The 20,766-nt window shown below is 65.1% G+C and carries 17 protein-coding genes and 1 pseudogene; 10 read left to right on the top strand and 8 right to left on the bottom strand.

Annotated features, from left to right (window positions below; translation table 11 throughout):
* The first annotated feature begins 49 nt into the window (after positions 1-49).
* Positions 50-796 carry a GntR family transcriptional regulator gene (locus T8K17_RS25380; RefSeq protein ID WP_322335088.1) on the top strand — a complete coding sequence of 249 codons (747 nt, stop codon included), beginning with the start codon at positions 50-52 and terminating at the stop codon, positions 794-796.
* 177 nt (positions 797-973) lie between these two features.
* On the opposite strand, the gene T8K17_RS25385 is transcribed toward T8K17_RS25380, so the two are convergent.
* Positions 974-1,843, bottom strand: coding sequence for a LysR family transcriptional regulator (locus tag T8K17_RS25385; protein ID WP_322335089.1), 870 nt, complete (start codon positions 1,841-1,843; stop codon positions 974-976).
* Complete coding sequence (locus tag T8K17_RS25390; protein ID WP_322335090.1) at positions 1,840-2,859, bottom strand: NAD(P)-dependent oxidoreductase; 1,020 nt, start codon at positions 2,857-2,859, stop codon at positions 1,840-1,842. The genes T8K17_RS25385 and T8K17_RS25390 overlap by 4 nt, the downstream gene beginning before the upstream one ends.
* Positions 2,860-2,962: 103 nt before the next feature.
* On the opposite strand from T8K17_RS25390, the gene T8K17_RS25395 reads away from it, so the two are divergent.
* Genes T8K17_RS25395 through T8K17_RS25405 form a run of 3 tightly spaced genes read left to right on the top strand, consistent with a single transcriptional unit; the run spans position 2,963 to position 5,747 of the window.
* Positions 2,963-4,210, top strand: coding sequence for an MFS transporter (locus T8K17_RS25395; protein WP_322335091.1), 1,248 nt, complete (start codon positions 2,963-2,965; stop codon positions 4,208-4,210).
* 17 nt (positions 4,211-4,227) lie between these two features.
* Entirely contained in the window at positions 4,228-4,986 is a 759-nt protein-coding gene (locus T8K17_RS25400; RefSeq protein WP_322335092.1) for an SDR family oxidoreductase, read from the top strand.
* A 23-nt stretch (positions 4,987-5,009) separates the two neighbouring features.
* Positions 5,010-5,747, top strand: a complete 738-nt coding sequence (locus tag T8K17_RS25405) for an MBL fold metallo-hydrolase (protein WP_322335148.1) — start codon at positions 5,010-5,012, stop codon at positions 5,745-5,747.
* A gap of 152 nt (positions 5,748-5,899) precedes the next feature.
* Here the strand turns inward: T8K17_RS25405 and T8K17_RS25410 are convergent, their stop codons facing one another.
* The 3 genes and pseudogenes from T8K17_RS25410 to T8K17_RS25420 form a co-directional block, all read right to left on the bottom strand.
* Positions 5,900-6,658 carry a HAMP domain-containing sensor histidine kinase gene (locus T8K17_RS25410; RefSeq protein ID WP_322335093.1) on the bottom strand — a complete coding sequence of 253 codons (759 nt, stop codon included), beginning with the start codon at positions 6,656-6,658 and terminating at the stop codon, positions 5,900-5,902.
* Positions 6,659-6,921: 263 nt separating this feature from the next.
* Positions 6,922-7,074 (bottom strand): annotated as a pseudogene (locus tag T8K17_RS25415) (transposase); the annotation flags it as partial.
* Between the two features lie 175 nt (positions 7,075-7,249).
* Positions 7,250-8,752 carry a hypothetical protein gene (locus T8K17_RS25420; protein WP_322335094.1) on the bottom strand — a complete coding sequence of 501 codons (1,503 nt, stop codon included), beginning with the start codon at positions 8,750-8,752 and terminating at the stop codon, positions 7,250-7,252.
* 247 nt (positions 8,753-8,999) lie between these two features.
* Here T8K17_RS25420 and T8K17_RS25425 point away from each other — a divergent pair, with 247 nt between their 5' ends.
* From T8K17_RS25425 to T8K17_RS25440, 4 genes are read left to right on the top strand one after another with little or no spacing between them, the layout of a single operon-like run.
* Positions 9,000-10,526 (top strand): hypothetical protein, encoded by a 1,527-nt coding sequence (locus T8K17_RS25425; protein WP_322335095.1) that lies wholly within the window; start codon positions 9,000-9,002, stop codon positions 10,524-10,526.
* Positions 10,527-10,558: 32 nt separating this feature from the next.
* Positions 10,559-11,470, top strand: coding sequence for an FkbM family methyltransferase (locus T8K17_RS25430; protein WP_322335096.1), 912 nt, complete (start codon positions 10,559-10,561; stop codon positions 11,468-11,470).
* Positions 11,471-11,481: 11 nt separating this feature from the next.
* Positions 11,482-12,264 carry an FkbM family methyltransferase gene (locus T8K17_RS25435; protein ID WP_322335097.1) on the top strand — a complete coding sequence of 261 codons (783 nt, stop codon included), beginning with the start codon at positions 11,482-11,484 and terminating at the stop codon, positions 12,262-12,264.
* Between the two features lie 43 nt (positions 12,265-12,307).
* The gene (locus tag T8K17_RS25440) at positions 12,308-13,498 is read left to right on the top strand and encodes a glycosyltransferase family 9 protein (protein ID WP_322335098.1); all 1,191 of its coding nucleotides are present in this window, start codon (positions 12,308-12,310) and stop codon (positions 13,496-13,498) included.
* Here T8K17_RS25440 and T8K17_RS25445 read toward each other — a convergent pair.
* Entirely contained in the window at positions 13,492-14,943 is a 1,452-nt protein-coding gene (locus T8K17_RS25445; protein WP_322335099.1) for an exopolysaccharide biosynthesis polyprenyl glycosylphosphotransferase, read from the bottom strand. The genes T8K17_RS25440 and T8K17_RS25445 overlap by 7 nt on opposite strands.
* 368 nt (positions 14,944-15,311) lie before the next feature.
* Between T8K17_RS25445 and T8K17_RS25450 the strand changes: the two genes are divergently transcribed.
* Complete coding sequence (locus tag T8K17_RS25450) at positions 15,312-16,514, top strand: O-antigen ligase family protein (protein WP_322335100.1); 1,203 nt, start codon at positions 15,312-15,314, stop codon at positions 16,512-16,514.
* A 50-nt stretch (positions 16,515-16,564) separates the two neighbouring features.
* Here T8K17_RS25450 and T8K17_RS25455 read toward each other — a convergent pair whose 3' ends face one another.
* On the bottom strand, positions 16,565-17,227 hold the full coding sequence (locus tag T8K17_RS25455) for a hypothetical protein (protein ID WP_322335101.1): 663 nt from the start codon (positions 17,225-17,227) through the stop codon (positions 16,565-16,567).
* 25 nt (positions 17,228-17,252) lie between these two features.
* A complete protein-coding gene (locus T8K17_RS25460; protein ID WP_322335102.1) occupies positions 17,253-19,358 on the bottom strand; it encodes a polysaccharide biosynthesis tyrosine autokinase in 2,106 nt (701 codons plus the stop codon).
* A 424-nt stretch (positions 19,359-19,782) separates the two neighbouring features.
* Between T8K17_RS25460 and T8K17_RS25465 the strand changes: the two genes are divergently transcribed.
* Positions 19,783-20,754 carry an NAD-dependent epimerase/dehydratase family protein gene (locus T8K17_RS25465; RefSeq protein WP_322335103.1) on the top strand — a complete coding sequence of 324 codons (972 nt, stop codon included), beginning with the start codon at positions 19,783-19,785 and terminating at the stop codon, positions 20,752-20,754.
* The last annotated feature ends 12 nt before the right edge of the window (positions 20,755-20,766 follow it).

A 20,766-nucleotide genomic window follows, 5' to 3' on the forward strand; every position in this document is an offset into this window, starting at 1 on the left:
GCCGGCACAGCCGGGATCCTGCGGCTCAGGCAGTCGGGCGGAACGGGTGATGGACGGAGAGGAAGAGCATCAGGTGAGCGTGGTCCCGCTTGGAAAATCCGCAAAATCCCTCCCGGCCCAACTCGCCGATATCGTGCTGGCGGAGGTGATGACCGGCAAGCTGGCGCCTGGTGACCGGCTGAAGGAGGAGGCCCTCGCGCAGCAGCATGCGGTCAGCCGCGCGACCGTGCGCGAGGCGCTGATCGAGCTCGAGAAGCAGGGCTACGTGATCCGGATCCCGCGCTCCGGCGCCCGTGTCGCGGAATACTCCCAGGCCGATGTCAGCTATATCTTCGAGATCCGTGCCGCTCTGCTGGGGGTAGCCGCCGGGCGATGCGCCCGCCTGACCGATCCGGCGATGCTTGCCGAACTGAACAAGGCGGTCGCGGATCTGGAACGCACCGCGGCCGACGAGAGCGCGGATCCCCAGTCCTTCTCCAACCAGTCGATCCGCGCTCAGACCCTGCTGGTCCAGTATTCGGGCAACCAGCGCCTTCCGGAACTTTATGAGCGTTTGGCCGGGATGGGAACGTGGCAGCTGATCCGCGGCCGGGCCGTGAGCTTCCTGACCGCGGACGACCGGCGTCAGTCTGCGGCCGATTGGCGGCAACTCGTTGAGGCCATCGCCCAGCGCAGTCAGGCCCGGGCGGACCGCGCCGCCCGCCAGCTTCTCACCCATTCGGCCGAACGGGTCGGCATGAATCTTTCGCGCCTCGGATCAGACACGCCACGAGAAAACTCTCCCGAGAACGCCTGAGGTTGCGGCCCGCGCCTTGTGCTCGTTTGTGGTTAGGTGGGATGCAAAGCAGCCATTTCCGACGACCGCATTTGGTCGGCGCTCGCTGAGACACCGAACGTCCGCTAAGGGTCGGACGCATCTGATGGGCAGAGATAAGCTCCGGTCGGTGTGTCTCTGCATCGCGTCCTTCGTTCTTCACAAGGGTAGCGTGCCCAAGTGGATCCCGAACCGGGCGGCCGGGGCCGTCGGGGGGAGATACTCCGGCATGACCATCATCAGTTCCTTTTCCAGAGGCGCGCCGGCGAGGTCGAGAGCCCGCAGGGAGCCTGCTTGGATCTCGGCTAGTGCGCAGGAGCGCAGCACCAGCGAGATGCCCAGGCCCGCCTTCACCGCCTCCTTCACGGCGGCCGTGCTGCCCAGAGTCATGGCAACCTTTAGCCTGGAAGCATTGGGGCCATAGGTTTCGTGAAGCAACCGCCCGGTCCCGCTGCCGGGTTCTCCGCCGATCACAGGTACGTCGAAGAGCTGATCCGGCTCGATGTAGTCGAATCCCGCCCAGGGGTGGTCCGGCGGCACGATCACGGCCAGCGGTTCCCGCCGCCAGGCCCGGGCGGTCAGACCCGGCCGACCGTCCCACCACTCCACCACGGCGATATCGACGCTGCCGGCCGCTACATGGTCCAGGATCTCCGGGTTCTGGGCGATCACCAAGTCGGTCTCGATCCGCTCAGAGTCGCGGAACGATCGAAGCACCGTCGGCAGCAGATAGGTCCCGACATTTCCGCTCGCCCCGACGGTCAGGGAGCGGCCCGCGATCGCGGCGACGGCGCGGGCCTCGGCCTGCAGCAGTGTGCGGGCATGGGGCAGCAGGAGGGCACCGTCATGGGTCGCGGCGGCCCCGCGCCGGTCCCGGAGCACCAATTGTGTACCGAGCTGGGTCTCGAGCTTGCGCACGAGCTGGGTGACAGCGGGCTGGGAGATGGCAAGTCTGCGGGCGGCCTCCAGAAACCCGCCAGCCTCGATGACCGTCACGAAGGCGCGGACCTGTGTGAGGTTCAGGGTCATCCTGCGGTCTCCTGAGCCGGAAAGGGTCGGTTTACAGCACCTCTGGGCGCGCGTCCCTGGAGGACATCGAGCACGTTCAGCGCGGCCTCGGCGACGATCTCGTGACGCACGGTCGTGACTGCCGATCCGAGATGAGGGGTGAAGACGGTACGCTCGCGGTCGGCCAGGAGCCTCGGCTCAATCCCTGCCGGCCGATCGTTCTGAGCAAGATCCTCACAAGCGAACACATCCGCCGCGTAGCCTCCAAGCCGGCCGTCGGAGAGGGCATCGGCCACCGCCGGCTCGTCCACCAATGACCCGCGCGCAGGATTAATCAGCAGGCATCCCGGCTTCACGCGGTCCAGGACAGCCCGGTCGATGACCCGGACCGTCCGCTCTGTCAAAGGCAGGGCCAGGACGAGAAAGTCGCTCTGCGTGAGCACCTGGTCGAACCCGGAGGCTTGGACACCCAAGGCTTCTTCCGTTTCCTTCGGTACCGGAGCGTCGTCGGCATAGGTCACGGTCGCCCCGAAGCCGGTAAGGCGCCGGGCAATCTCCCTGCCCACATTGCCGAACCCAAGGATCCCGACATGGGATCCCTGTAACCCCTTGCCATAGAGGATCGGACGCCAGGATTGATAGCCGCCGCCGCGGATCAACCGATCGCCCACGATCATATGGCGCGACAGCCCCAGCATCAGACCGATCGCCAGGTCGGCGGTCGGCGCACTGAGCAGGTCCGGAACCACCGTGAGCCAGACCCCGTGGCGGCTGCATGCGGCGTCGTCGAAGTTGTCGTACCCCTTCAGAGCTCCCGCCACGATCCGCAGGGACGGACAGGCACGCAAGAAGGCGTCGTCGACCGTGTCCGGCATGAACGCGATGACGGCGGTCGCCTCACGGCAGTGCTCGATCAGGCGTTCCCTGGGCCACGGGTCCACCCCGTCGTTGATCACGATCCGCGCATGCCCTGCGAGCACATCCAAGCAACCCGTTTCGACATTGGCGGTGACCACAACCGTTGGCTCGGCGGACATGGCAGCTTCCTTTATATTTCAAAATCGAATTGACTGACATGTATCATAACGAATAGTGATTTTAAACCGCCTTCGCCTGTTCCCCATTTGGCCGAACCGACCCATGCCCCTTTTCACCCGACTGAGCCCGAGCCGCCCGACTGCATGGCAGGGCTGGTTATGCGCGAGCCGGGCGTCGGTCTCCATCGCCTTCATGATGTATGCCGGGGCGGTGCCTCAGCTCATCGACGCCTGGTCGATGAGTGCTGCCCAGGCCGGGCTGGTCCAGACCGGCTTCAATGCAGGATATGCGGGATCGCTGGTGCTGACCGGCTGGCTGGCCGACCGCATGGGCGCAAAGCGGGTGTTGCTGTGGTCGAGCCTGGCGACCGCGCTGGTTGGGGTCCTGGTTGCGGTTTTCGCCCGGTCATTCGAGGCCGGGCTGCTGCTCTTCACCCTTCTCGGGCTGTCCCAGGGCGGCACCTACACGCCGGCGATCATGATGGTGGCCCAGGGCGTGGACCGGGCGCGACGAGGGGCTGCCATCGGCCTGCTGCTGGCGGGCGCGTCGTTCGGGTATGCCGTGTCGATCGCGCTCTCCACGGCGCTAAGCCAGCTGGCCGGGTACGAAGTAGCTTTTCTGGTCTGTGGCGTCGTGCCTACTTTCTCCGCCATCGCCGCGTGGCTGGGTTCTGCGGACCGCCCGAACATCGTGCCCGAGAAAGCCGCCGATCGCCCGATCCCGGCGGCAAGGGGCGATCGGCGCGCCGCGGCCATGCTGACGCTCGGCTATACCGCCCATTGCTGGGAACTGCTCGGCATGTGGGCCTGGATGCCGGCGTTCCTGCTGACGTCGATCGCTCTGTCGGATGGCGCCGCAAGTACCGGGGTTCTGGCGCAGGGGCTCTGGATCGGGGTGGTGATCCACATGTCCGGCTGCCTCGCGGCCTTCACGATGGGCCGCGCTTCGGACCGGTTCGGTCGGCGGGCGGTCCTCATTTGTCTGGCCTTGCTCGGAGCGGGGTGTTCGTTCTCGGTCGGCCTGCTCCAGGATCTTCCATCGTCGGTGTTGCTGGCCTTCGCAGCCCTCTACGGCTTTGCGGTGATCGGTGACTCTCCAGTTCTCTCGACCGCCATGACGGAAACGGTCGCACCGTCCGCACTCGGTGCCGCCCTGGCGCTACGCTCGATCCTGGGCTTCGGCGCGGGAGGGCTGGCGCCGCTTGCCTTCGGGGCCGTCCGCGATGCGGTTTCGCCGGAGCTCGGATGGGCTATGGGCTTCGCTGCACTCGGTGTCGGGGGCCTGCTCGCGGCCCTGTTCGCTGTTCTCCTGCCGAAATCTCGACGGCCGGCGCCGTCCCGGCTTTCCTAACAATGGGAGTTGTTGCCATGCCTGCAGGTTTGATCGTCACCGGTGCCAGCCGAGGGATCGGAGCCGCCACCGCCCGACTCGCTGGCCGCCGAGGTTATGGGGTCTGCGTGAACTATGTGAACGACTGCGTTGCCGCTACCCGGGTGGTCGAAGCGATCCGCGGCGAGGGCGGGCGAGCGGTCGCGGTCCGCGCGGATGTGGCCGACCCCGATCAGGTCCGCCGTCTATTCGACATGTCGGAAGCGGAGCTCGGCTCGATCAACGCTGTGGTCAACAACGCCGGCATCACCGGACCGATCGGCAACTTTGCGACAGCCTCTCCGGAGACCCTGCGCCGGGTCTTCGACGTCAACGTGCTCGGCAGTCTGTTCTGTGCCCAGGAGGCCGTCCGGCGGTTCACCGGCCGCGCCGGCTCGGGTGCGCACGGCGGTCCGAGCGTCATCGTCAACATCTCCTCGGTCGCCGCCAGCACCGGCGCTCCTGGGGAATATGTGCACTACGCCGCATCGAAGGCAGCCATCGAGTCCTTCACCCTCGGTCTGGCCCGGGAGACGGCCGCATCCGGCATCCGCGTCAATGCGGTATCGCCAGGTTCCACCTTGACTGACATCCATGCCACCGCCGGTGAGCCGAACAGACCCGCCCGGATCCGGTCCCGCATTCCGATGGGGCGGCTGGCTGAACCGGAGGAGATCGCCGAGGCGGTGCTGTGGCTCTTGTCGGACTCCGCATCCTATGTGACTGGCGCCGTTCTGCGTGCCGGCGGCGGCTTCTAAGATTGAGGAGAACGGATATGGCGATCGAGGTGACCTTTGTCGGTTGCGGCGATGCATTCGGCAGCGGCGGACGGTTCAACACCTGCTTTCATGTAGCCAATGGCGAGACACGCTTTCTGATCGACTGCGGCGCCACGTCGATGGTTGCGCTCAAGGCGCTTGGCCTCGAGCCGAACGCGATCGGCACGATCCTGATCACCCATTTCCATGGGGACCACTTCGGTGGGCTACCGTACTTCCTGCTCGACGCGCGGTTCGTGTCCAAGCGCTCGTCTCCACTCACCATCGTGGGCCCCAGCGGGACCGGCGCCGCTCTGAAACAGAGCATGGAGAGCGCCTTTCACGGATCCTCAGGCACCAATTTCAATTTCTCCCTGGAAATCATCGAATTGGTCCCGGGGCAGGCCCGCACTGTGGATGGGCTCGACGTGACCCCGCAGCAGGTCGTCCACGGGCCGGAGGGCGGTCCGTATCTGGCTTATCGTATTGGTGTCGGGGGCAAGGTGATCGCCTATACCGGCGACACCGAATGGACCGACGCGCTGATCGAAGTTGGCCGCGAGGCGGACCTGCTCATCGCCGAGGCATATTACCGTGATCGCCAAGTCCGCTATCATCTCGACCTCGCGACCCTGGAGCGTCATCTGCCGGCCATACAGCCGCGACGGATCATCCTAACCCACCTGAGCGGCGAGATGCTCGAGCGGGTCGACGAGGTCGGCTACGACATCGCAAGCGATGGACTAACGATCTCCCTCTGAGAAATCTTCGGCGCAGGCGAACAGTGTCACCTCTGCCGAGCTGCCATGGGGGATAGCAGGCGAGCAAACGACCGCTTTGAGGCGAATGACCCGTAGGCTTCCAACGACCGCTATGGGTCGGTAGTGACAAGGCCAACGAAAAACACCCCCGTTCAGCGGCTCCGCGGCTCATTCTGCAACCAGACAACCCGTGTCGCGGGAATGTGGATCATCGCTTTCGTCCCCACGCCGACCGCGCAGTCAAAATCCAAGCGGCCGTCGATGCTGGACAAACGACTGGCCACGATCGACAGCCCCAGGCCGTATCCTGATCCCGGGGACTCATATGGCGAGGACGATCGGAAGAAGGGGGTTGATATGCGGTTTAGGTCGTCCCTCTCGATACCGGGCCCGCCGTCGATCACCTGAAGACACAGCCCACCATCCGTTTCCCGTTCCACTTCGACCGTTACCTGTCCACTCTGCGCCGAGAACTTGGCCGCGTTCTCAAGCAGATTGGACAGGATCGTCGTGATCGTCGAATTGGCCGCGAGAAGCTTCGGTAGTCGAAATTCGTCGGGAAGGAGGAAGGTCAGGTTCTTGCTCGAGTGAGCGGCCGATACCACGGCGACACTGCGTCGGATGGAGGCGCCAAGATCGACGAGGACTTCCTTGATGTCATCAGCCTGCTGGCCCAGCTCCGCCACGTCAAGGATCTGGTTGACCATTTCGAGAAGCATCTGGCCGCTGGAGCGGATGTCCGCGAGGTACTCCGTGTGCTTGTCGTGTGGCGTGCCACCGATTCCGTACTGCATGGCCTCGGCGAAACCCAATATCGCGTTCAAAGGTGTGCGCAGATCGTGGCTAACCTCGGCGAGAATCCGGTTCTTCGTGTCGTTCGCAAGTTCCAGTTCGGCGAACGCCTGCCGCAACGATTGTGCGCGCCTTTATTTCCGAATTAAGCCGGTCGATGGTCTCATTCAGGAGCACTAAGCGCGAAGCGTCGGTCGCGCGGTCGAACAGGCGGATCGCAACGAGCGGTTCGGTCTGCCGCTTCAGACGCCAGTGCTCCGCCCGGTGGGTCACGCTCGCCGCGGCGTCCAGAACGGCGCGGAACGGCATCGGATTGGTCCGACCCCACGTTTGGAACGGTCCCCGGTACTTTCGGGGAATTTGTTACGGAAAACCCGTCTCGGATGGAATCCCAGGGGTCGATTATGGTTCGGGCGGCAGCTTTTTTGAGCAGCGCCTTGATCTTGGAGAAGGCCATTTCGATGGGATTGAAGTCTGGGCTATAGGTCGGCAGGAAGCGGAGTTCCGCACCGGCACGTTCGATAGCCCGCCGGATCGCTCGATTTAGTCACCGCTCAAAACGCTCTAACTCTCATTGCAACGAACTACGCCGGCCCCGAGAAGAACCGGTCCCGCTAGGCCGTCTCTGACGGATGTAGTGTTCCCTAGGCGGATTGAAGCCGTCTGCCACACCCGCCGCGACGGTTAAGGGGACGTCGGGCAGCTGGACCTCATGCCCCGGTGTCCTCGACCGCTCGACCGGCCTGGGCCCGGTCGTGCTCAGAGCGGGGCTCGGAGCGCAATGGCCCCAACCGCCCGCATACCACCGCCGTGGCGGCCAGGACGATCACGTTCAGCGTCCCCTGGATGGTCAATTGCGGAATTATGTCGCCCAGATCGGCGACGGCGAAGTTGAAATACAACGTCGAAAACCCGAATGCTGCAAAGTAATTATACTGAAATCTTCCGTATACGACATGCAGACCGAGAATATACAGGAAGACAATGACAGTCAGAACCGGAAAAAAATACCAATATCCTACGGCGGCGAAAACCTCGGCCATCACGCCGTAGTTCATGTTTGAACTCTTGCCGTGAATGGCCGTTTCCAACACGATGCCACCCCTCGGCTGCCGTTCGATGCCAACCATGCGCAGCAGCATGTTGGGGACGCCGTAGGCGAGTTGATTGACCAGATGATCGAACCCGAGCTCGCCCCCGAGGTCGAAATAATGGATGGTTTCATCCAGTGGATTGGGGCTGAACCGATCGAAGAATCCAGTTGGATCACCGTAATAGAGCCGGGTATCCCAGCTCCGATACATGTTGTTGAGTTCTTCGCGCTCGCGCGCGCTTTCCTCGGTATCGAGCAAGTCAACGAAAGTCTCCGCCGTCCGCGAGGCGTATTCCATGGCACTGATATCGCGCCGGAACGACCGCTGAAGATCGACCAGCGGGAACACCACGAACTGCATCGGGGCCGCCATCGCGACGATCAGCACCAGATGCCGCACCCGTAGCCGCCCGCCGTATGAAAAATAGGTGGCTACGAACGCGACGAAGCCGCCCATCATGATCCAGCGCTGGTTCTCCCATAGCCCCTGCAGGAATCCCGCCAGGAGGACCAAAACGACGAGGCTGTCGACATAACGTCGTCCCCCGCTCTGGATGAAGGCACGCGCCGTGAGGGCGGCCACCGCGAGCGGCATCAGCTGGCCCAGGTAGAAGAGGATCACCAGTCCCTCTCCCTCTGTGTACTCCGCATCGCCGACCCGGCTCAGACCTACATCGTAACGCAGCAGGATCGAGGCGACGCAGAGGCCGACTGCGACCCCGGCGATGCGCAGGAGAAAATCCGGATCCTGCGGGATCCGGACCAGCCCTCCGCGCTTGGTGATCAAGGGGCTCGCCGCCAGCGCAGCCACCCAGAACGCGAGCAGGCTCAACAGCAGGACGAACACCGTCTCGACGGGCCGATCCAGATGGCTGTCGGCCGCCTGAAGCAACACGATCTTCACCCACTGAGACACAACGAACAGCTTCGTGAAGATCGCCGCGAACACCAGGGTCGCCATGCTCCCACTGTGTTCCAGGGTCCGGAACACCCAGGGCAGCAAAAGGAGAATCGCCTGCGCGAGGGCAACGAACAACACGTGGGTCTGCAACAGCAGTTGGCAGACCCCGGTGGCGACCACTACCGCGTACCACCAGATCAGCACCTCGGTCGACAGCATCCCGCCACTCGGGTATAGGCGGCCGATCATTCCGTGCCTTCCGTAAAGGTTAGATAGGTCAGCAAAGTCCGCCTTGGAGCCGGTCTTCCGGCCGCTTTCGGTCACGCGACCACATGCCTATAAACATACTCGGCATGCGTATGCCATTCAAACCGTCGGCCGCCCGATCGCCATGCTCGCATCCCGACCGCCTTCCGGAGACACGCCGAACACCAGCCCGGGATCGGCAGGCCCGGGATCGGCAGGGATGCTCGGTCGGCTGATCTCCGGTACCAGCGCCTTGTTCTCCAGCCTGACGGTCTGGAGCGTCCTGCAGATCGTAGCGGTTCCGGTCTTCCTCGACCACTGGGGGGCGGTGGTCTACGGGCAATGGCTGGCAATAAACGCGGGCGCAAGCTTGTTGTCCCTTATGGATTTCGGGCTCAGCACTCATCTGGTCAACCGGATCCTCGCCTTGTCCGCGCGCGGGGAAGGCGCGGCGGTGATGCGGATCCTGTCGACCGGATTCGCCCTGTTCGCCGCCCTGATGACCGCCGGTGCGGCGCTCCTGGCCGGCGCGTGGCTGCTGGACCTCCCGGCATCGTTAGGCATCGACGCCCCCGGCGCCGGCCCGGCGGCGATCCTGCAGGCCACGGCGATCCTGATCCTGCTGCCGCGCCCCCTGATCGGCGGCCTGTTCGCCGCGCGCGGCCAGTTCGGGCGCTCGGTCTACATGAGCGCGGCCCTGCAGCTCCTGCCGTTCGCGGGCACGCTGGCGGTCGTCATCGGCGGGGGCGGAATGGCGGCAGCGGCGGCTGTCAACCTCCTGACCGTGCTTCTGACCGGCTGGATCCTCCCCCTCGCCGTTCTGCGGGTCCTTCATCCCGACGTCTCCCTGGCGATGCGCTGGCCGACATCGAGCGAACTCAGAGGGTATGTTGGAAAATCGGTCCTGTATGGCCTGTCGTCGGGGGCTACGGTCGCGATGCTGCAGGTTCCGGTGCTGATCCTCCAGGCGATGAGCCCGACAGGCGTGGCGGTGGTCGCTTTCACCACCATGCGAACCGCGACGGGCGTGCTGAAGCAGGTCGCGAGTCAGGTCGTCATCTCCTCCGCACTCGAAATGACGCGACAGCACAACCAGAACGACCGGCTTGGCCTCGAGCGGCTGTTCCTGACGACAGTCCGCATCGTCGGCGGCGCCGTCGGCCTGCTTGCCGGTCCTTTGCTGGTTCTCGGTCCCGTCCTGTTCGCCCTGTGGACTTCCGGCCAGGTCGTCTTCGATCTCACCCTCGCGCTGGCCTTCGTGGGGGCCACGGTCCTCATGGCGCCGGGCGCGACCGGGCTCACCCTCCTGAAGCAGACCGATCATGCGGAGACGCTGGCGATCGCGCATCTCGTGCAGATCGTGGTCGGATTGACACTCTGTCTGGCGCTCGTGCCGCAGTTCGGCAGCCTGGGCGCGGCCCTCTCGGTCTCCGCAGCGGAGCTGGTCGCAATCGGTGGGCTCGCGACTCTTCAGGCCGCAGGCGTTTTCTCCCTGAATGGCGTCCGGGTGGTCTCGACGAGCTGGGCAGCCGCCTTCTCGGGAGTCGCCGTCGGCATGGCCGCCAGCGCTTTCCTGCAGTGGACCCTACCCTCCAACTCCCTCATCGAAGTATTCTGGCTGGCGGTGGCGTGGGGGATCGCCGTTGCGCCTGCCGTCCCGTTCATCCTGCTGCCGAAGAGCGCACGGCGCTCGCTCTTGAACCGTCTGCGAAACCGAAACGCAGATACCGGAAGGACCTCCGGATGATGCAACTGCGATCGCGCAGACGCCGAGGCTCCATGATCGAGTTCCGACGGCGGTTCCGGGACTACTTTCTGGAACGGCTCGCTTTCCGGCTGCTGGAGCATCTCGAACGAAGTTGGCAAGGCTTTGCGGTGCCGCGTCTCGCGGCGTTTCCGGCCGACGAGCTGGGTCGGCAGATTGCCGTACGGGGCCTGGCGGAGCGGGACTCGCTGCTGTTCCTGTTCGACGACATCCTCGCCGCCGACGCCGAAGACTTCAAATCGAAGGTCGCCATCGACATCGGCGCCAACGTCGGAAACCACGCGCTGTTCCTGGCGCCGCGCTTCGCCCGTGTGCTGGCCTTCGAGCCGCACCCCCTGCTCGCCCGGCTGATCGAGTTGAACGCCGAGCTCAACGACGTCGGCAACGTTCGGGTCCATCCGGTCGGGCTTTCCGATGTGGACGGAGAGGCGGCTTATCTGGAGATCGCCGAACGCAACATCGGCGCGTCCGGCCTGACGGAAACCCATTGGAGCGGCGGCCAGGCGGCGGGGCGAACGCTGACCGTCCGGTTGGAAATCGGCGACGAGGCGATCGCACGCCACGCCCACCCGGACGACATCGCCCTGGTCAAGATCGATGTCGAAGGGCACGAGACGAACGCGATCAAGGGTCTCGAATTGCTTCTGACACGGGCCGATCCCATCGTCCTGTTCGAGGTCCGGTCGGGCGAGTCTCTTCCGCAGGGCCTCGCCGCCTGGGCCCTGCTGGAGAGTTTCGGCTATCGTCACTTCCATGTGATCGAGCAAATGCCCGTGCTGCTGCCATGGGCACCGGCGCCCGTGCGGTGGGGGGTCAATCTCGTGGACAGAATGGCACGCGGCGTCCGCTATCGGGCCCGACGCATCGAGCGCTTCGAGCCGTGCCAGCAGGATTTCGTCATTGCGGCGAAACGGGAACTGCTGTGACCGGTGGCGGCATGCGCCATGTGAAGTCGACCGTCGCCCGAGTGTTCGAGTGGCTCGCCCCCGGACTCTGGCTGCGGAGCCGGATCCGGCGGCGCGATCGGAACTTCGAGCGCGAGTACTTCTTCATTGCGGACCTGTGCGATTCGCAACGCCTGAGCATCGACGCGGGCGGCAATGTCGGCGAATTCGCGTTCTGGATGTCCTATCACTCCCGTCGCGTGATCAGCTACGAGCCGAACCCGATCTGCCAGCGCCGCATCCGCCGAATCCTCCGGCCGAACATCACGCTGCGGCCGGCCGCCCTCTCGGATGCCCCGGGCAGCGCCAGTCTGCTGTTCCCGGAGGACAACCTCGGCCTGGGCAGCATCGCTGCCGGCAATCCGATTTTCGGCCACGCGGGCAAGTCCGGCTACGCCGCCATCACCGTGCCGACCGTCCGCCTCGACGAGGACGTCACCGAGCCGGTCGGGCTGATCAAGATCGACGTCGAGGGTCATGAGGCGACCGTGCTCGATGGGGCGACAGCCCTGCTGGCGCGGGATCGCCCACGCATAATGATCGAGATTGAGGAACGGCACGGAGCCGGCGCGCACCATCAGGTCCGGCGACGGCTCGAGCCGTCTGGCTATCGACGCTTCATCCTCTGCTCTACCGGCCTGATGCCGTTGGACTGGGAGGCCGATGCCGCGGTCCTGCAGGCCGCGCCCGCCGAGTCCCCGGACTACGTCAATAATTTCATCTTCATCCACCGCGACGACCCGTACCTTGATGGCCTGCGGGATGGATCCCGTTAGCCGACCGACATGGACCGGCGTCCTCCGCCGGATCGGGCGCAGGTTGCTGCTGTCCTGCGCGGCGCGGGCGATCGCCGCCGGCGCCGGGCTGGCGCGGCACGCATCCGTCCTGTGCGGCAACCGAGGCGATCGCACAGCGATCCGCCGGCCCAAGATCGCAATCCTCTCCTATGAGCATCAGTTGGGGTCGATCATCGCGACAACGCCAGTGTTCAGCGCCCTGCGGCAGCTCCGGCCGGACGCCGAAATCACGGTGTTCGGAACCGCGCTGCTCGGGCAGATACTTCGTTCCAACCCGAACGTTGACCGGTTCGTCGTGACGGCGGACCCGCACGATCACCCGCTCAGGGCGATAGGCGACATCGTCGCCATGCAACTGGGTTCGCAGACAGGCCCCTTCGACTGGCTTCTCGCAACCGTCGGCTGCCGGCGAGGCCTGATCGGCATCATGGCGGCCGCACTGCCTTCCGGGAGGCGCGCCGGCCACACGGTCGCGGACTTCGCCAGCAGCTACGCCTTTCCAATACCGTATGACGATCAGGCCAGCATGGTCGCAAACAACCTGCGCATCCTCTCGCCGCTTGGCCTAGCCCCCGAACAGCAAGAACCCGCGGTGTTCTTCGATCCACCAACGGCGGGCCGCGTGCGGGACTTGCTGGAAACCCACGGGATCGACCCGGACCGCAGGATCGCGGTGCTGGCCCTGGAGACAAGCGGCGGTCAGCCCACCCAGTGGTTCGCCGACCGCGCTGCTGAGGTCGCCGACCGGTTGTCCCGGGAGGCAAACCTGCAGATCGTCCTGGTCGGCACCGAAACCGGCCAGGTGATGCTCGACGAGGTGCGTGGGCTGATGTCCACCGAGGCCGTGTCGCTGGCCGGACGCACATCAGTCCCGGAGTTGGCGGCGCTGTTCGCCATGGCCGATCTGGCTGTCGCCCTGGACACCGGGGCGATGCACGTCGCCCGGGCGGCCGGCGTTCCTCTCGTGGTCGTGGCATCGGCTTGGCAACCGCCGCATCTTTGGCTGCCCATCGACGTGGCGCAGGCCAGCATCGTGTCCCGCCACGGATCGCCCGGCCTCTGCTGCCAAAACGTAGCCTGCCGGTCGCGGGACTGTATGCGCAGCATTTCGGCGAAAGAGGTCGTGACCGCGGCGTTCGACCTTCTCGGCCACTATCCTCCCTCAAACGACGAGAGACGCCGGCGCTGCGCCGCCCTGACGGTCGATCAGTAGGCGCCGCTGCGGCTGACCACCGCCTTCACCGTGCGCAGGGCGATGACTAGGTCGAGCCAGAGCGACCAATTCTTGACGTACCAGGTGTTCAGCCGCATGCGCTGATCGTGGCTGAGGCCGTTGCGCCCGCTGACCTGCCACAGCCCCGTCAGGCCCGGCCGCATGTGCAGGTAGAAGTCCGCGTGCTCTCCGAAGCCCCCCAACTCCTCCGCCGTCACCGGCCTCGGCCCGACTAGGCTCATTTCGCCGCGCAGCACGTTCAGGAGCTGTGGGAGCTCATCCAGGCTGTAGGCTCGCATCCACTTCCCGACCAGCGTGACCCGCGGATCGTCACGCAGTTTGCGTTGCTTCTGCCACTCCGCCCGACGATTCGCGTCCTGCTCCAGCAGCCGGTTCAGGACGGCTTCGGCATCGGTCCGCATGGTCCGGAACTTCAGGCAGCGGAACCGCCGGCCGTCCCGTCCGACACGTTCGTGTGCGTACAGGATCGGGCCGCCGTCGCGGGCGATCAGGATAACCGCGAATATCGCGAACGGTGCGCTGACCGCCAACAGCGCCAACGACCCGACGTAGTCGAAGGCGCGCTTCGCAATCCGCGCCAGCGGACGGAACATGGGCTCCTGTACGGACAGCAGCAGGACGTCCCGGCCAACCAGATGGCAGGCATCCAGCGCGATTACCGGCAGCCCCCCCATGCGATTAACGCTCACGAATGGCAGCCGTTCCAGCACGAGCCGGGCGATCTTGCCGCGGCCCGCCTCGAGCTCTGCGGCATCGCCGGACAGGACGATCAGTTCGCCACCGTGACGGTTCAGCAGGTCCCGCCAGCCATCGTGCTGTGCTTCCTCGACCTGTGACAGCGGGCAGGAGGCCACCACCCGATAGCCGAGGTCCCTCTCGGCGTGGAGAATCTCGGTGGTCTCGTCCAGGCGGCCCGGCGACCCTACCACTACGACCGGGATCTGCCAGAGGCCCGCGATCCTGAGGACCCGGCGCGCAACCTGGCGGGCGAGAAGGATCGCCGCCATCGCCAGCGTCCAGGTACAGACAAGCCAGATGCGCGAGATGTCGACCTTCGTCGCGAACTGGATGAAGCCGTCGGCCAGGAGGACCACACCGCAGCCGACGACGACATGCTTGATCTCGACCCAGGCCGGCAGTCGTCGCTGGTAGTGGCCTAGGTGCTGGAACGAGGCGATCAGCGCGATGGCGAAGACCAGAAGCTGCGACGCGCGAGCCGGGACTCCGGCGATCATGAGGTCGCCGATGGATCCGGGCATGCCATACCGGCCGAACTGCAACAAGGGAACGATTGCCAGCAGCAGCGCGCAGACGATCGCGAGCGCATCCGTCAGCATCAGAACGATCCCGCGAATCATCGCCGGGCTCAGGATGGTCCTCGCGTCGTCGCGGGTCAGCGGACGCTGCTCTGCTTGGCTTTTCATATTGGGCGTCAGCACAATCGTCTAAGATCTCAGGAACGGTAGGCTCTAAGCACCTTGTCACCGGGCAGGCAAGCCCGCAATCTATGAGCCTGAATGGCCGGGGCCGTGTGCGCCTGCCACCGATACTGGCACCAGCTCAAGGCAATGGTAGGGCCGTGGCTCCCTCATACAATTCGGCACTCTTCCGCTGGCTTCTGCTCGTCGTCGTTCTTGCGCCATTGCCGCTGGGAAGCCACCGGCCTTGGGCCTGGTCCCTCCTGGCGACCGCGGTCGGGCTGCTGCTCGTCATTTGGGGGGCCGGCGTCTTGTTAGGCCGCGCGCGGGCGCCGGTGTCCCTGGGACGGCTGTGGCCGGTAGCCCTTGCGTTCGTGACCGTGTTGCTTTGGGCAGTTTTCCAGACCGCCGGCGGCGGCTGGGCCGACCTTCACCATCCGATCTGGGACGAGGCTGCAACGGCCCTCGGGCCTCAGCTCCCAATAGGCCGCAACTCGGCGATCTCGATGGATCCTACCGCAGGATGGACCGCGCTTCTGAAGCTGACCGCCTACGGCGGCATCTTCTGGCTGGCGACACAACTCGGGCGGGACCGGTTGCGCGCCCGGCAGGCGGTCATCGCCACCACCGTGGCGGCGATCGCATACTCGACCTATGGCCTCGTGGTCCACTTCTCCGGATGGGATACGATCCTCTGGATGAAGAAGTGGGCGTATCTGGGCGACCTGACCGCCACCTTCGTCAATCGCAACGCGTTCGGCGGCTATGCCGGCGTCGGTCTCCTCTGCTGCCTCGCACTCGCCATGCACGGCCTGAGACCTCGCGAGGAACGGCGGGCACACGACCTCGCCGAGGACCTCCTGGTCCGGGCCGCGCCGTTCATCGTTGGTAGCCTCGTCATTGGTTTGGCGCTGTTGTTGAGCCACTCCCGCGGTGCCCTGGCGGCTTCGCTGATAGGCATCCTGACCCTGGTGGCGTGTTTCGCGGTCGGTCGCCTGTTGCGCCCGAAAGCTGCCGTTGTCGCCCTCGCCCTGATCGTCGCGGCGGGGGTCGTGAGCTTCCTGCTCTACGGCGACGGAACGCTGATGCGGGCCTTGACCGCCAATGACGAGTTTGCCGACCGAGAGAACCTCTACCGAGTGGTGATGGCGGCCATCGGAGACGCGCCGCTGACCGGCTTCGGGCTCGGATCGTTCCCGGCTGTCTTCGCCCTGTACCGCGACGGCACCCTTCTCGCTCCGGTCACCTACGAGTTTGCACACTCGGTGCATCTCGAGCTGCTGCTGGAACTGGGCTGGCCGGCGACCGCCCTGCTGTACTTCGCCTTCGCCTGGATCCTCGGCACGTGCGTCGCCGGCCTCTTCAGGCGGCAGCGCGATCAGCTGTACCCGGCGATCGCCATCGCGAGCGCCGCTTTGCTCGGCGCCCACGGCGTCGTCGACTTCAGCGTTCAGATGCCGGCGACCGCCGCGCTGCTGGCGCTCTTACTCGGGGTCGGATACGCGCAGTCGTGGAGCACCGGTGGTCACGTCGCCCCGTCGCCCGCCGAGCAGCCGTTCCCGGCGTCTAGTGGCTAGAGAAAATCACGATCAGATGGAGGCATCTGATCGTGTCAACCGATCGCGCTCTAGGGCATAGGGCTGTAGCGCCGCACGAAATTCTCCATGTCGGCGTCGTCTAGTTCCGAGAGGGAGCGGCGAACGAACGGTCCAAACCGCGGATCGTCGGCGATCGGTACCAAGGCGTCAGGCGTCGCCAACCAAGTGAAGCGGACCTGACGGCGCAGCATCTCCACTGTCTGTTGATCGAGATGCGGCAGCAGCCGGAGACCGAGGGACAGCCGCGATGCCTGCATGACCGGGACGATCGGTCCGGAAAGAAACGACATCCGGATAGCGCGGGCCGCAGCGTCCCTGCGGTCGTCGAGGGCATAAAGATATGCTAGACGGGCCCAGGCCGCCGGGTTGCCGGGAGCCGACGCCAGCGACCTCTCGGTTGCCGCCGTCGCCTCGGCCACGATCTCGTCGCGATACGGCCCCACCGTCATCAACTCGGCCTGCCGCAACAGGGCGAAACCTCGATCGGACTCGCGGTCCCCCTGCATATAGACACGGTCGGCGAGGCCAAGCCTATCGGCGGCGCGCCCTAGATCGTCGGGCGAAACCAGATGCCCGCGGCGCAACTCCCAAAGGATGGCCTGGCCCTCGACTGCGCTGAGCGCAGCAACGAGTTGCACGGCACCGCTGAACAGCAGCACTGCTCCGACGAACAGGCCGAGCGCTGCCGGCATTGGCCATGACGGCCGCGCGTCCGGGCTAGTCGGCATAATACCCACGATAGCGGCCGTAGTACTGCCCATAGTCGCCGTAGGCGTACCGGGCGTGCTTCTTCTGGTTCACCTGCGACAGCACCACGCCATGCAGCGGGACCCCCGCCTGGCGCAATAGCTTGATGCCGCTGCGGACCGCGTCGCGTGGCGTCGTGCCCCATCGGACCAGATAGATCACCCGATCGGCGACCCGGCCGAGCAGCCGGGCGTCCGCGACCGCAAGAGCGGGCGCCGAGTCGATGATGATCCGGTCGTATTTTGGGGCGAGCTCGCCGATCACGGCTTCTGCACGGCTCTCGCTGATCAGGTCCGCCACGTCCTCCAGGGACCCCGCCGGGAGGAAATCGAGGTTGGGCATGACGTCCCGCTGGATGACATCGTCGGCCGTCGCGACTCCCGAAAGGATCTGCACGAGGCCGGTCTCATTGGAGCACTCCAGGATCGTGTGGAGGCGCGGTCGGTGCATGTCGCCATCAATCAGCAGGACACGCTCCTTCGTCTTGGAGCACATCAGCGCCAGCCCCAGGGTGACGAAGGTTTTGCCCTCCTTCGGCACGGAGGACGTCACGACCACCGTCGACGCCTCTCCTTCCCGTCGGGTCATATCCAGGTCGAGAGATGTTTTGAGGGTTCTGACCGCATCGGCGAGCTGCGATCTGGGCCGTTCCAGGACCTGACGAATCAGCCGGTCCGCCTTGCCTCTCATGCTGGGAATGATGGCCACAGTCGGCAGGCCGGTGATCTCCTCGGACTCGTCGGACGACCGGACCGTGTTATCCAGCCGGTCGATCACCATGACCAGCGCCACGCCGGCCACGAGCGCCATGATGGACATGGTGAAGATGATCAGGTTCTTGCGGGGTGCGGACGGAGCGCGCGGCACCTCCGCCGGCGAGATGACCCGAGCGTTCGCGCGCTGGATTCGATTCTGGTCCGTCGTCCGCTTGAACCGGGCGAGAAAAGCCTCGTAGAGCTCCCTGCTGGCCTCTGCCTGGCGTTCCAGTTCGCGAAGACGCAGATCGGCCTCGCCGGCGACGTCGCCCTCCGAGCGAAGCGCCGCCAGTTCCGCCTCGAGAGCGCGGACATCCGCCCGCGCGACCTCGACGTCGTTCCGCATCGACACCACCACCTTCTGCATCTCGGCGGCGATCTTGCCTCGGAGCTGCTCGAGGTCGGCCTTCATGGCCACCATCCGCGGGTGCCGGTCGGCGTAGGTCTTCGACGCCTCGGAAATCTGACGAAGCAGGGCGGCCTCCTGCTCCCGCAACCGCTGGACAAGGGGCGATTGGAGGACGGCACTGGTCGTCTCAAGCGCACCCTGCGACCGGACCACCGCCTCCATCTGCTGAAAACGCGCCTGCTTCTGAGCCAGCTCGGACCGCGCGAATACCAGGCGAGTATTCACCTCCAAGACCTGCTGGTCGACCACCGTGATCTGCCCGGTGCCCTTGCGTCGAAGGCCATGCTCGGCGCGGAACTGCTCCGCCGCGGATTCGGCGACGGCAACGTCGTCGCGCAGCACGACCAGCCGTTCGCTAAGCCATTCCGAGACTTGCCGGGCGTCGTCAAGGCTTGCCTCGAGACGGTCGAGCACGAACAGTTCGGCGATCGTATTTGCGGCCTTCGCCGCCAGGACCGGATCCTCCGCCGTGAACCGGATTCCGATGACGAAGGCATTGCGGTTCATCTGAACGTCGAGACGCGAGCGAAACGCCTCGGCCAGGCGGACAAGCTCCCGATCCTCCGCCGTGCTCGAATCCTGCCCCCCTGCGCTTTCCTCCTCACCACCACTCAGCTCGGCCAATCGTTGGAACGGATTCAACGACTTCACGAAGTCGGCGACAGGACGTGGCTGTCGCAGAGCGGGGTTGAACTCCGGATACTCGGATAACCGCAGTTCCTCGACCGCGCGACGCGCCAACGTGGACGACTGAATAATGGCGACCTGGGTTCGCATTATCGCTTCGGTGAGGAGGCTCCTGTAGATCGGTCTCTGATCGAGAGCGTCGCCCGCGTTCAAATCCTCGATCACCAGGGTGATGTCGGCGGTGTAGCGGGATACGACCTGCTGGAGCACCAGGATGGTCGGCACGATCGCCAGGAGCCAGACGCCCGCGATCAGATACTTGCCTCGCCAGATAACCAGCCAACCCCAGCGTATCGTGTACCGCAGTTGATCCCGATCCGGTTGGGATCGGGTATCGCCTGCAGAATGATCGCTTGTCGGGGCGCGCCCACGGCTCTTCCTGAGAGGCGTGGGACTATTTTCGTCATGCGATAGGTGCAACGTCATCTCAGCCCAAAGTGATGGCACCAAGCCCCGTAAATCCAGCACCGCCCCGCGCAGCGCCCCACCGGTCGGCCAGGTTCTGTCTCTGTTTCCTTCCGCGGCGACACGCGTCCGCATGGGTCAGAATGGACCGTTTCTAGCGGAAGATCATTAACTTATCTGCCACTTTGTGAAACGATGTTATTTATCAGTTGCTGGCATCAAACCGACGAGGGGCAGACAAGGTATGCGTGCAATCGTACTCGGCGCGGGAGGGTTTATTGGCACCCATCTCGTTCGACGGTTGAAGGCTGAGGGCTACTGGGTTCGGGGTGTTGACGTCAAGCCGCCGCAGTTCGCGCCATCCGAAGCGGACGAGTTCCTTCTTCTCGACCTGCGGGATCGGTTGGCATGCGCACAGGCCATCGGTGACGGTAGCGACGAGCTGTTCCAGCTTGCGGCCGATATGGGGGGTGCCGGCTACATCTTTACCGGTCATCACGATGCCGACATCATGCGCAACTCAGCGATGATCAATCTGAATGTGATCGACGCCTGTGCCGCCCGCCCGGTCGACCGGTTGTTCTATGCCTCCTCGGCCTGCGTCTATCCGAGCGAGAACCAGCTCGATCCGGCCGCACCCGACTGCGCGGAGGCCTCGGTCTACCCCGCTAATCCCGACAGCGAGTATGGCTGGGAGAAGCTGTTCAGCGAGCGTCTCTATCTCGCCGCAGCCCGCAACTATGGCCATACGACGCGGATCGCCCGCTATCACAACGTATTCGGACCGGAAGGTGCTTGGGCCGACGGCCGGGAGAAGGCGCCGGCGGCGTTGTGCCGCAAGGTCGCGGAGGCGTCCAATGGCGGCGAGGTCGAGATCTGGGGCGACGGAAACCAGACCCGGACGTTCCTGTACATCGACGACTGCATCGATGCCACGCTCGCGCTGATACGCTCGGATGTCTGCGAGCCGTTGAACGTCGGCTCGGAGGAGCTCGTCAGCATCAATCAGATGGCGGAGATGATCGCGGATATCGCCGGCAAGCGCGTTCGGCTGAAGCATGTCGACGGGCCGCAAGGTGTGCGAGGCCGGAGTTCCGACAATCGCCTCGCCAAACAGCTCCTGGGCTGGGAGCCCAAGGCCTCGCTTCGCGCGGGCCTGGAACAGACCTATGATTGGATCGCTGCTCAGGTGGCCCAGGCGACCGTCGCCGCCTGAAGCGTCTGCCTA

Origin of the sequence: Thalassobaculum sp. OXR-137, from assembly GCF_034377285.1 — a bacterium.
Lineage (GTDB): Bacteria > Pseudomonadota > Alphaproteobacteria > Thalassobaculales > Thalassobaculaceae > Thalassobaculum.